Raw genomic sequence first — 11,246 nt, 5'->3', positions numbered from 1 at the left:
TTGGTGAAGCCATGCCGAGCCTGTCGAAACAGATTCTGGATTATGTCCCCGAGGGGAAAGTCGTCGATCGCGCGCAGATTGCGCTCGACGCCGATTATGATTCCATTGGCCGCGTGCTGCGCAAGCTGGTCGACGATGGTAAACTCGTGCGTGTCGGTCGCGGCCGTTACCGCAGGCGGGCACGCGGCTCGACTATGTCCTCGAACTCGATCGCCGATCGTGTTGCGCGACGCGTGGCTCGTTCAAAGCGCAATGTCTTCCTGCGCCGGGATTTCGAGACGTTTGGCAGCTATGATGCCGTTGGGCGCGCCCTGCGGAGGGTCACCGAGGAGGGCCGCCTCGTCCAGATCGGCTACGGGCTCTATGCGCGCGCCGAACGCTCGCCGGTGACCGGCAAGCCCGCCCCCGTCGTCGGGATCAAGCGGCTCGCGACCGAGGCCCTCAAGCGGCTGGGGAAAACGGTCTCCGATTCCGGCCAGACAAGAGATTATAACAGCGGCCGAACGAACCAAGTCCCCACCGGGCGAACGATTGCCGTCAAGAACCGTGTCCGCCGCCGGATCGGCTATGATGGCGCCTATGTCATTCTCGAACGCGCCTGACGCAAGAACGCTCGGGCGCGTCGCAGGTGCGCTGCGCGTCGACGAAGCGTTCGTCGAGAAAGACTGGTATGTCGTCCAGGCCATTCAGGTCCTTCTCAACTGGCCACGCCCGACCTTACGCCAGTGTTTTCAGGGGGAACGTCGCTCCTAAAAGCGCACGGGCTGATTCAGAGATTTTCAGAGGAGTTAGATTTCAAGCTCATCCTCTCGGACGCATTCTTGGAAAAGTCTCCGGGGCAAAAACGTAGTGCGTTGAGCGCCTTCAAGAACGGACTCGCCGATGCCTGGGCGGCAGCGGGATTCGTCATAACCGGGGTCGAAGCCGGAAGTGGCAACGGGTTCATCCAGATCGACATGGACTATCCAACGATCCTCGATGGGCATGACGCGCTCCGCCCCCATATCCAGGCCGAGATATCCGCCAAGCCCACGCCGCTTGCGACCGGCGAACGGCCGCTGGCATCTTTCGTCCATCAGTATCGTGGATTGGAACCCGAGATCACCGCGATTGCGTGCGTCGATCCGGTCGAGACAGCCGCCGACAAGCTGAGCGCCTTCTGCTGGCGGGTGCTCACCCGCGACCGCGAGAGGGTCGGTGATGACCCGACGATCGTGCGTCATCTTCACGATCTCGCGGCGCTCGAAGCGACCGCTTCCGCAAACGCGCAGTTCCCTGCCCTGGCTGAAGAGACGATTATGGCCGATTCGCATCGCGGTGGCGGCGCACTGGAAGGCATGCTCCCTGCGCAACGCATGGCGGCCCTGGTGGAGCACCTGCAATCAGACACGCTCTATGCGGATGAATATGCCCGCTTCGTAGGCGGAATGGCCTTTGCCACTGAACAGAAATTCCCACATTTCCGGAAGCCGTCGGGGCGCTGGAGCGGCTTTGCAGGCCGGTACCGGCCAAATAGAGTCGGTACCGGCGTTTTTCCATGTGGCAGCTGCGGCAGCCAAAAGATGCCAAATGAAATCAGAAGCTTGCACCCAATGGCTGCCAAACGCGGCCGCAACCGGCAGCCGCGGCTGCCAGATGACGCCATCTTGGTCGAGCCAGGATATCCACATAACTAGCTGAATTAGAATGAGGAACAGATCCGCAGCACCCGTGCGTAGGGTGCATTACATTAACGACCTTCGGGAGTGAGTCGACATAGACGCATGAGCTTGCGAATGCGCCACATCGAAACACTCCACGCGGCGGACAAATAGCTGATCTGGAAGGGGAAAGTTTAAGCTCCTGAAGGATCGGCAATGATCGGCCGAAGGCCGGTCGAGCCGCCCGACACCCTTGTTGCTCATAAATCCCCGCGTGTCCTGGGGAACAATCCCGGACGCGCTCCACCGGCCCCGCAAGGGGCCGGGATTTATGGAGTGACGACGCTATGCGACGTGCAAAACCGATTGACCTCGCCACCATTGAAATTGCCTCCGTTGACCTGCCCGCCAAGGGCGAGCGCCTGCTCTACGATGCCGGGGCGCAAGGGCTCGCCATGCGCCTCCGTGCCTCCGGTGCGCGCTCTTGGGTGCTGCTCGAAAAGACAGGCGGGCGGACAATGCGCCGAACGCTCGGCAATGCCGCACTGATCCCGCTGGATGCGGCAAGGCGCATGGCCGGGACGCAACAAGCTCCTTCGCCCACCCCTTCCACCGCCACCCCCTCCGCGCCCCTATTCGGCTGCGATGCGCGCATCGCGGACGTTATGCCGCGCTTCCTCGCGTGGGGGGAAAAGGGACGCTGGAAGCGTTCGACTGTCCGCCAAATGCGGTCGGTTACTGAGGGGCATATTCTCCCCGCCTTGGGGCGGCGCAGGGTCCGCGATCTTGCCCCCGAAGACGTGACGCGCTGGCACCTCGACGTGTCCGCCAAAAGCGCTGCCGCGCGTATGGCTCTGTCCACGTTGTCGGGAATGATGCTCTATGCCGAAAGCCACGGCTTACGCGAACCCGGCTCGAACCCTTGCCGGGGCTTGCGGAAGAAGCAGCGAAGCAACCGGGGCCAGTTGCTCCCCGCTGCGACGGTCAGGCAGCTTTGGGCCGCGCTCGACCGGCTGCAAGAGCGGTTCCCCGACGCCTGTGACGCGGTTCGCCTCCTGCTTCTGACCGGCGCGCGTCGAAGCGAGATATTGGGACTGGAATGGGACCGCATTGCGGGGCCGCGCGCGGTGCTGGAAGATTCCAAGGCGGGACCGCGCACGATCTGGCTCAACGCCCCAGCGCGGGCGATCCTCGACGCCCGCAAGGCAACGGCAATGGGGCCGCTGGTGTTCCCGGCCCCGAACAGCGAAGGACCGATCAGGGCCATTGATCGGGCATGGGATCGAATCCGCGAGGAAGCGGGCATTGGGTCGCTGCGGGTCCACGATCTACGGCACCATTTCGCGTCGCTCGCGGTGTCGAACGGAATCGACTTGCGATTGGTCGGACAACTGCTCGGCCACCACGACTTGGACAGCACTCTTGGTTACGCCCACCTGTCAACCGGTGCGCTGGCAAATTCGGCAACGCGGGTGTCGGGACTGATCGACCGCGCCTTGCGCGGCAAGACCGGGGAGGCGCGTCATGCCTAACTTGCGCCTCTCCCTGACCGATAGCCTGTGCGCGCGGGCGAAGCCCGAAGCGCGCGAATATGCCTTGCGCGATACGCGCCAGCCGGGGCTTGCGCTGCGCGTCCAGCCCTGCGGCGCGCGAAGCTGGACCATGCGCGCGCGGGTCAATGGCAAACCTGTGCGGCAGTCGCTCGGCACTTTCCCAGATACCCCGGTGAAGGCCGCGCGCCAGATTGCCGCCGCCCTCTTCGCGAGCGATGCCCCTCCCCCGCCCGCGCCGTCCACAGCGCCGCCGTTCGAGATATTCCGGTTGGAACATGAACGGCGATGCGCGGCGCGCTACAAGCCGGAAGGGCTGCGGACCTATCGCAGCTACGTCCGCTGCGAGTTGCTGCCCGCCTTCGGCGGCAAGCGGCTCGATGCGATCACGCAGCCGGACGTGGTGCGCTGGTTCGAGGGCTACAGCGCCCGACGACCGGGCGGGGCAAATCGCGCGCTTGGCATCCTCGGCCAGATGCTCGCCAGCGCGAAGGCATGGGGCTACATGCCTGATGGCTGGCGCAACCCGGTGACGGGTATCAGGATGAACCGGCGCAAGATCGTCGGCACCTTCCTGAGCCAAAAGCAGATGGAACGGCTTGGCGCGGCGCTCGATGCCCGCACCGCCGAAGGCTGCACGGTGGCGCCACTGCTGCGCTTCCTGACGCTGACCGGCTGCCGGGTCGGCGAAGCAGTCGCACTCGAATGGCGCGACGTGCTGCCGGATCGTCTGCGACTGCGCGACAGCAAGACGGGGCCGCGCGACGTGCCGCTCGGCCTTCCTGTCCGCCGCTTGCTCAACGCGCATCGCGCCCGCTTGCCCGCCCGCGCGCGCGGCTCCGGCTCGCCAGTGTTCCCGCTCGGTGGGCGGCAGCATTACGAGACGGTGCGGAGCGTCTGGCTGGTCGTCCGGCAAGCAGCCGGATTGCCCAAGGCGCTGCGTATTCATGACCTGCGGCATAGCTTCGCCAGCCATGCGGTCATGTCGGGCGAGACGCTGTTCTCGACCTCCCGGCTGCTTGGTCATCGGCGAGTGCAGATGACGGCGCGCTACGCCCACCTTGCCGACGCCGCGCTGCTCGCAGCGGCTGAGAAAATAGGGGCATGGATTGGCACAGACCTCAGACACGCTCCCAACGAACGATCACACCAGCCTACTCCAGTCTAATTCTACCATCAGGTAACTTTGTCATGCGAAGATCATATAATTTTGAAACTAGATCAGCAGCGATCTTTGGATCAGTTATGCTGCTCAATCCGCTTACCGTTCTATGTCTAATACGCTCAGGCACGATAACTCTTGGGGTGCCCTGCGCGTCAGAGAGAGCATCCAGCCACGCTCCCACTTCGACATCAAAGGTTGTTGGGTAAGACGCATTCTCTCCAGCCGATCTTATTGGAGTAGGAGTTACAATGGCATCAGCGGCGGTTCCGTTCGCACTGGGTATGTCCAACTGATATCCAGCTTTCAAAATAACTGGAGGGACCGCTGCTCCGATTGCTCTCTTCCTCACCTCGACAGAACCACTTATGAGAACGACTTGAGTTTTTCGCGCGTCCCGCTCCACATCAAAAACGGTTCCCAGAGCAACGACGCTCACATTTCCGGAAGCAACAGTGAACGTGCTACGTTTGTCATGCTTGACGATTACGCGCACGCGACCTTGGTCAAGTTGCAGTATCCGAGCAGAACCGTCATACCGGAACGTAAGGAGCGTTCCCTTTGCCGCGACGATGGCCGATCCGTCGGGCAAGGTCGCGATTTTCGGCTCATCAAGCGCATTCACTCGCACCAACGGCTTACCAGCGTTGGGGGCAGCAGACGCGATTTCCGCTTTGCGAGGAGAGATTGGTGAGGATTGAAAACCTAAATATGTAACGCCCGCAGTCACTAGGCATAAAACGCCTAGAATCCCTATGTTACGCTTTCGAGCACGACTAAGCTTGTTGGCCTCCCACGCCTCATCGAGCAATTGGCGCGCAAAAGGTGACCTCTTCAACGCGGCTGACGCCTCCCACGCCTTTTCAGTCCTTTCGAGTGCTGCGCGATTAGCTGGATTACTGTCGAGCCAATATTTAAACGCATCTCTATCGTTTTCTATACGCTCTATGTATATTCTAGTGAACCAATAATCGGCTTGCTCGTCGGTGTCGGCTTCACGACCCATGCTCAAGAGACATCCTCAATAATATCGCGATAAGACCGAAGCATTTTTAGCGCGACCTTCATATGATACTTCACACCGTTCACGCTCATTCCAGCTTTCTTCGCGGCCTCGTCGTATGTTAAATCTTCCAATCTAACCAAAAGAAAAACCAATCTTGTATTACTAGGAAGTTCTTGGATAAATTTTTCCAGAAGCCTTAAAATTTGCTGGTCATCCAAGCGATCCTGATCGCCTGCCATTGCAACATCAAAAGATTCATCAAACGGGACAAAGCTACGTTCAATTTGATTTCTTTTAAGACTTGACCACTCCCAGACAAGACCCCTAACAATCCTGTGGAGATAGCCAGCAGGATTTTCTATATTAGACAGGTTCTTTTTCATCAATCTAGTGAAAGCATCGTGAACCAAGTCTTCGGCAACTGCAACGCTCTTCACTCGTCCCGTTAGCCAGCGCACATTGGTTCGATGATGATTCCGATATAGGCGGATAATGATTTCGTTTCGCGCATCCCGCTCCTCATCAATTTCTGCTGTGCTTGTTGCAGACATCAACGGATTACGCACAAATGCTCTCCATTACATTGAAGCGTGAATGCCAGTCGAGGGGCACATGATTTAGCTACGAGAGGAAATCCGATAACCCCAACGAGCGAGACTGGCGGCCCCCCTGCCCCTGTTTTGTGCAGTGCTCTCGCGAACCTATCAGGCGACGGGCAGAAAACAAGAGGACGCAAAAACCGGCTATGCGCTAGACTACATGACTGAGATCAGAGCGAAGTGGGTAGTATTGCGATTGCAAAAATTTATCATCAGAGCGCCCGTGCCCCCGCATTCGCTCGCGACAAACCGGACAGTAACGCTGCTCGATGTTTGAGAAAACCAATATGACGATGCAAAGTTGATTAGCTTGCGTTTAACAATGTTCGGGTTATCGCTTGGGAATGGACACAAGTCCGAGCCCGAACGCGCCGCCGTCGCCAGCAAAGTGGGACGCAATTTTCGCCGAGGTCAACGCTTGGCGCGGAGCTTGCCTGCACCATTTCTCGACGGTCGAGATGGCGGTGACTGAGACGCTGTTCGACCTAAGTGCCGCTGCTCCGACTGGCACCGGCGTTCGTCTGCGGCATCTGATCGGGCAGCGGCTTGAAGATTTGGCTGTAGCGATTTCACCTGACGGCCCGTTCAAGGAAGTCGGCAAGTCGGCATTTATTGAGCTTTCGCAATTTCGCGAGAAGCACGAAAGCTTCCGTAACCTGTTGTGTCATGGAGTCGTGAAAATCACCGTCGAACGCAGCGGTCAATGGGTGCTGGTCATGCGCGTTTTGTCGATCCGCTCGCGCCAAGCCGAACGAAACGCTTTGGCGCTGGAAAAAGACGAGGCCGACGCTCTGCTGACGGCACTGAAGCGCGATGGGCAACGGCTAACGTCGGCTCTTGGACAGCTTCGAAAAGCAGTCAACGCTGCTTAATCACGCGGGAAACGCACCTTTGCGAATGAATGACTAAGCGAACCTGCCCACGCTACGAAAGAGGACAAGTGCCAATCTGTTCGCGATGCACCGGGCGGCGAAGCCGCTGGGTGCCTGAGCGAGCAGATTTCGCTACGCCACAGCCTTGATCGACGGATCAAAATAGCGCAAGATGTGTCCTGACGGCTTGGCCTTGATCCGAACAAGCCGTTGAAAAGCCGACATTTATGAGCAGCACGGGTGCGTAGGGTGCATTACAAACGCCAACGGCGTGCGTCCGCCCACCGCAGCGACCATGTCGCTGCGACGCCTCGTGCCGGAAGGCGCGCGGGCTCCCCCGCAAGGGGGATTTCTTTCTTCCCGGCGGCACGCCGGGCATATTCTCGGGAGGGTTGATTCATGGGATATCCATTCGATAGAAAGCTCAGTGGCGGGCAGACCATCGAAAGGAAGATGGACATGCCCAAGAAGAATGAACGTGAGCGTCTCGCCGACCTCGAAGCGCGCCAGCGCAAGGTCGCCGAAGATGTCGAAAATGCCCGCCGCGCGCTGCGCGGCAAATATGCCGCGATCGTGCCCGAGCTCCCTGTCGAGACCCTCACCGAGCGGGAGTTTCGGGAGATCGTCGATCTTGCGATCCGTGCTGGCGGGACTGCATCTGTCGCGGCGCTCAAGCCCCTGCCGGAGATAGCCCCGCACAAATGACGCCCATCCCGAAGGGATGGTCCCTGCGACGAGCACGGCGGAGCCGCGCGCAGGAGGCCGGTGCGCCGCACCGCATCGCCGCCCGACGGGACCGGGCGCTCCCGCGTCCGGTTACCTGAGGGTGGCGACAGGACGCTCGATCCAAAAATAAGGGGATCGGTCCGAGCTAGCGCCCGGACCGATCCCCTCGCCTTTCTATGCCCGCACCCGTTCGCGCGGCATATCGTGATGCGGAAGCAGCACCGGTTCAACCCCGGCCGCTCGCAGCACCCGCACGAGCTGCGCCTGCACCCCAGTGCCTTCGGCGACCACGGCATCCACCGGCTGCAACCGCGCGATCTGGTCGTTGCGGACGAACCCCGCCCGGTTCCCCCAGCGCGCCTTGTCGATACCCAGCGCGACCAGCGGCGTCTTCGTTCTTGCTGCCCACGCCGCGGCGATGGCATCGGCGCCCCTGTCCTGCGCGGTGGTGAGCAGCACCATGTTCGGTCGGGCTGCTTTCATCTCCTCAAGCGCCTTGTAGATCGGCCGGTGGTCGGCCCAGCGCGCACCCCCGGAGAAGACCACCAGTGGTCCCGGCGGAAAATGCTGCGCGAGGCGGCGCTGGCGGCGTGCGGCGAGATAATCGGTCCCTGCGATGACCGACGCGGTGCGCTTCGACGATACCAGCGTCGCCTTCGGCGCCGACCACGGACGCCCCGTTTCGGCGTGAAAGATGTCTGCGGCATGGTCGCGCATGCAGGCGATGGCATCGCTCGCTTCATCCAGCGATTCCAAAAGTTGCTGCTGTTCTTCCAGCTCGACCCCGTGGATCTCGCTGCCATCGGCCGAGCGCAGCAACTCGCGCACCTCCTGCGCCGCCCGGTCGGACTGTCCAGCGAACTGCCCTGCGACGCGGTGGAAGCTGTGGACGATCCCCCATGCGATCCGTTCGGCCGCGCTTTCGATGCGCGTGTCGCGCAGCACATCGAACACGGTCGTGATCATAAGCTCAACTGCAAGCTGCACCTGCATCGCGTCGGGCATATCGCACGTTTGTTCCTCCTCGCTGCGCCCCAGCCTGCTGCGTTCCAGATCCGTGTCGAAGGCGGCGCTGAAGCTGTCGTTCGCGTCCCCCGTCTCCTCGGCGATGAGAGCTGCGATTTCCGAAAAGTCTCGAATGCTGCGTTTGAACGTCGTCATATTGACCTCCTCTAGATTGAGAGGTCATTCCCCCTGCACGGGCTCCGAGTAGCGGGGTCAAGGATCGGGCGAAGCCCGACCGCGAAGCGGCGGTGGGGGTCACGATTTTCTCTGGCGGCCACGCCCATCGAAGGAAGAAGCCCCGCGCCCGACCCGCCAGGGAAAATGGTGGGGCCCCGCCGTCCTTGAGGCCGATGCGGCCCCGTGCCACACTAAGAAGACTTGAGAGAGAGGAAGAGGTTTGCGGAGTGGGGGCTCGATGCCCCCGATCCGCAAAGGCTCCGGGCCTTCCGCGGCGCGATATGCGAGCATGAGGGTGCGGCTGGTTAGGCGCAGCCTGGGCGGTCAGGGCGTGCAGCAAATCCCCCGCAGCAAAAGAAAGGCCGGCGCGCTTCAGCGCACCGGCCAAGGTGGAGCCAAGGGACAGCCGGGCCTATGGCCCGGTCGATGTCAGGCCGCGGCGAACATCGGATCGGCGCGCGCCGCTTTCAGCGCGCCATGCGCCGTCGGACGGCGGAGCGCACCCTCCTTCTCCGGCGCCTGGTCAGCCTTGCGGAAGGCGTGGATCGGGACATTGGCCTGGCGCAGCGTCTGATAGAGATTGGCCTGCAACCCCGACCCCTCGCAGACCACCGCTTCGACGGGGCGAAGCTCGGCGAGCTTGCGGTTGCGGGTGAAGGCGGTCTTGCGTCCCGTCCCGTAGAGGCCGAAGGCCACGACGGGGACGCGGGTTTCGGATCGCGCGGCCCAGGCCGCGGCAATCGCGTCGGCGCCCTTGCGCTGCCCGGTCGTCACCAGCGTCATTTGGGGCACGCGGGCGTGGATTTCGTCCAGCCGCTGCCAAAGCATTTCCCAGTCGTGCCATTGCGCGGGCCCGGAAAAGACGACGACCGGGCCCTGCGGCAGATAGCGTTCGCGCGTCTCGAGCGCGCGTTCGCGCAGGAAGTCCTGCGCCGCAATCTGGCTCGCGGTCGAGGCGGAAGATGCGCGCGAGCCGCGTGCAGGCGACCAGGGCCATCCCGACTGCGCGCGATACATTTCGGCGGCATAGTCACGCATGCATTCGATCGCCGCGCGCTGTTCGGCGGTCGACTGACACAGGAGCTGCTTTTCCTCTAGCTCGCTGTTGAACACCTCGCTCATGTCCGGGCGCCGGACCATGTCGCCGATCTCGACCGCGAGCGCATCCTCGCGGCGTTCGAGTTTCCCGGCAACGAAGTGGAAGCTGTTCACGAACCCCCAGGCGATCTCGGCCGAAAGCGGCGCGAGCCGCGTGTCGTTGAAGAGGTCGAAGATCGTTGCGATAATTCCTCCGCATTCGGCCTGCGCCGCAAAGGGCTCGGGCATGTCATGCTCCCTGGGCTCGTCGCCGGGTTCGATAATCGAAAGAGGAATGGGGTCGCCGAACGACGCCTGGAATTCAGGCGTGGCAATCTGCTCTGCGTATAGCGCGCGAAGGTCTGCAAAGCTGTCGACGCTTTGCGCGGAAGAATGAGCGACCATGTTCGGTCTCCTTGGATCGGACAAGAAAAGAGCCGGGAAGCGCGGCAGCGCCTCCCGGCCCGGTTGCAGCGTATTCGTCAGCCGAAGGGCACCTCGTCATCGAGGTCGGCGCCGGCGCCCATCAGCGCGCCGTTCGAGCTCGCCGTGCTCTCGCCGAAGCCGCGGTCCTGCGGCTGCTCGTCATAGCTGCGCGTGCTGGCGCCGAAGCCGCCGCCGAACTCGGCACGGACGGTTTCGCGGCGCCACGCGATGGTGTAGCCGCCGTCCTCGGACGGAAACAGCGCCACCGGCAGCGGTTCGGGGAGGCTCGGATCGTCGATATTGCCCGCGAGGAAAACCTCGCCGGTCTTCTTCGACGCCGCTTCCCAGAGCGCCCCGACCTGCACCCAGCGCCGAGCGACGTTGAGCGCCAACACCTCGTAGACGGGTGCCCGCGGGTTCATGCTTTCGACCTTGCGCAGACCGATGCGCGGGAGGTCGATCGTGCGGGTCGCGATCGAGCCGGTCAGACGATCATTCACATTCCTGATTTCACCGATATTCATGACACTTACTTTCGAATGTCGCGCGCGAACCATTTCCCGGCGACACTCTTCCCGACCCTTCTCTCCTCTGTGGCGCCGCGCCCTCGGCCCACGCCGCCGCCTGCATGCACGCGCTCCCCTCGCCGCCCGCGCCGTGGCGTGCGGAGGCTGAAAACCGATCACCGAGTCACTGAGCGGACTGGCTCGGGTCAGCGGAAAGAAGGGGAGCGATATCGGGGAGGTGGCCTCCCGAACCGGCGGGTAGAAATGTCATGAGATTGTCTTGCGGGCGTCAGCGTTGCCTGCATTAGGCCGCGCGGACGCGCGGCGCCCTCACCCGCCATCCGCCTTGCGCGATGCATGCGGCTCGCAGTCTCTCCGCGCTGGCACTTGGCGTGAGCGCGTGGCCTCTGCCCATTGGATATGGCCGATGGCGGCGAGGCAGCTTGTAGGCTTGCGCTTGTCGCGCGGAGATTCTGAGCGCGGCCCCTCTCGGTTCATAC

Annotated in this window: 11 protein-coding genes; 6 read left to right on the top strand and 5 right to left on the bottom strand. The window is 62.1% G+C overall.

Annotated features, from left to right (window positions below; genetic code table 11):
- Positions 1–11: 11 nt before the first annotated feature.
- The 4 genes from E5675_RS05595 (at position 12) to E5675_RS05580 (ending at position 4,358) form a co-directional block, all read left to right on the top strand.
- A complete protein-coding gene (locus tag E5675_RS05595) occupies positions 12–602 on the top strand; it encodes a hypothetical protein (protein WP_058804221.1) in 591 nt (196 codons plus the stop codon).
- A gap of 123 nt (positions 603–725) precedes the next feature.
- Complete coding sequence (locus E5675_RS05590; RefSeq protein WP_232014687.1) at positions 726–1,676, top strand: nucleotidyl transferase AbiEii/AbiGii toxin family protein; 951 nt, start codon at positions 726–728, stop codon at positions 1,674–1,676.
- Positions 1,677–1,987: 311 nt separating this feature from the next.
- Positions 1,988–3,172, top strand: a complete 1,185-nt coding sequence (locus E5675_RS05585; RefSeq protein ID WP_136173714.1) for a site-specific integrase — start codon at positions 1,988–1,990, stop codon at positions 3,170–3,172.
- The gene (locus E5675_RS05580) at positions 3,165–4,358 is read left to right on the top strand and encodes a site-specific integrase (protein ID WP_136173713.1); all 1,194 of its coding nucleotides are present in this window, start codon (positions 3,165–3,167) and stop codon (positions 4,356–4,358) included. Before E5675_RS05585 ends, E5675_RS05580 begins: the two co-directional genes overlap by 8 nt.
- Here E5675_RS05580 and E5675_RS05575 read toward each other — a convergent pair.
- Both E5675_RS05575 and E5675_RS05570 read right to left on the bottom strand, forming a co-directional pair.
- On the bottom strand, positions 4,345–5,358 hold the full coding sequence (locus E5675_RS05575) for a FecR domain-containing protein (protein ID WP_136173712.1): 1,014 nt from the start codon (positions 5,356–5,358) through the stop codon (positions 4,345–4,347). The two genes, E5675_RS05580 and E5675_RS05575, sit on opposite strands and share 14 nt — an antisense overlap.
- Positions 5,359–5,360: 2 nt before the next feature.
- Positions 5,361–5,924 (bottom strand): sigma-70 family RNA polymerase sigma factor, encoded by a 564-nt coding sequence (locus E5675_RS05570; protein WP_136173711.1) that lies wholly within the window; start codon positions 5,922–5,924, stop codon positions 5,361–5,363.
- A 377-nt stretch (positions 5,925–6,301) separates the two neighbouring features.
- Between E5675_RS05570 and E5675_RS05565 the strand changes: the two genes are divergently transcribed.
- Positions 6,302–6,829 (top strand): hypothetical protein, encoded by a 528-nt coding sequence (locus E5675_RS05565; protein WP_136173710.1) that lies wholly within the window; start codon positions 6,302–6,304, stop codon positions 6,827–6,829.
- A gap of 459 nt (positions 6,830–7,288) precedes the next feature.
- The gene (locus tag E5675_RS05560) at positions 7,289–7,534 is read left to right on the top strand and encodes a hypothetical protein (protein WP_136173709.1); all 246 of its coding nucleotides are present in this window, start codon (positions 7,289–7,291) and stop codon (positions 7,532–7,534) included.
- 195 nt (positions 7,535–7,729) lie between these two features.
- On the opposite strand, the gene E5675_RS05555 is transcribed toward E5675_RS05560, so the two are convergent.
- The 3 genes from E5675_RS05555 to E5675_RS05545 all read right to left on the bottom strand — a co-directional run bounded on the left by E5675_RS05555 (position 7,730) and on the right by E5675_RS05545 (position 10,764).
- On the bottom strand, positions 7,730–8,716 hold the full coding sequence (locus E5675_RS05555) for an SLOG family protein (protein WP_136173708.1): 987 nt from the start codon (positions 8,714–8,716) through the stop codon (positions 7,730–7,732).
- 450 nt (positions 8,717–9,166) lie between these two features.
- Positions 9,167–10,219 (bottom strand): DUF2493 domain-containing protein, encoded by a 1,053-nt coding sequence (locus E5675_RS05550; RefSeq protein ID WP_136173707.1) that lies wholly within the window; start codon positions 10,217–10,219, stop codon positions 9,167–9,169.
- A 77-nt stretch (positions 10,220–10,296) separates the two neighbouring features.
- Positions 10,297–10,764, bottom strand: coding sequence for a DUF736 domain-containing protein (locus tag E5675_RS05545; protein ID WP_136173706.1), 468 nt, complete (start codon positions 10,762–10,764; stop codon positions 10,297–10,299).
- Between the last annotated feature and the right edge of the window lie 482 nt (positions 10,765–11,246).

Origin of the sequence: Sphingopyxis sp. PAMC25046 (assembly GCF_004795895.1) — a bacterium.
Lineage (GTDB): Bacteria > Pseudomonadota > Alphaproteobacteria > Sphingomonadales > Sphingomonadaceae > Sphingopyxis.
The sequence above is the reverse complement of the archived record's forward strand: the minus strand, read 5'-3'. Positions and strand labels throughout refer to the sequence as shown.

Excerpts from the sequence above, each read along its gene's own strand:
- E5675_RS05575 (WP_136173712.1), bottom strand. The coding sequence starts at position 5,358 with ATGGGTCGTGAAGCCGACACCGACGAGCAAGCCGATTATTGGTTCACT.
- E5675_RS05585 (WP_136173714.1), top strand. The coding sequence starts at position 1,988 with ATGCGACGTGCAAAACCGATTGACCTCGCCACCATTGAAATTGCCTCC.
- E5675_RS05555 (WP_136173708.1), bottom strand. The coding sequence starts at position 8,716 with ATGACGACGTTCAAACGCAGCATTCGAGACTTTTCGGAAATCGCAGCT.
- E5675_RS05580 (WP_136173713.1), top strand. The coding sequence starts at position 3,165 with ATGCCTAACTTGCGCCTCTCCCTGACCGATAGCCTGTGCGCGCGGGCG.
- E5675_RS05595 (WP_058804221.1), top strand. The coding sequence starts at position 12 with ATGCCGAGCCTGTCGAAACAGATTCTGGATTATGTCCCCGAGGGGAAA.
- E5675_RS05560 (WP_136173709.1), top strand. The coding sequence starts at position 7,289 with ATGCCCAAGAAGAATGAACGTGAGCGTCTCGCCGACCTCGAAGCGCGC.
- E5675_RS05565 (WP_136173710.1), top strand. The coding sequence starts at position 6,302 with ATGGACACAAGTCCGAGCCCGAACGCGCCGCCGTCGCCAGCAAAGTGG.
- E5675_RS05545 (WP_136173706.1), bottom strand. The coding sequence starts at position 10,764 with ATGAATATCGGTGAAATCAGGAATGTGAATGATCGTCTGACCGGCTCG.
- E5675_RS05550 (WP_136173707.1), bottom strand. The coding sequence starts at position 10,219 with ATGGTCGCTCATTCTTCCGCGCAAAGCGTCGACAGCTTTGCAGACCTT.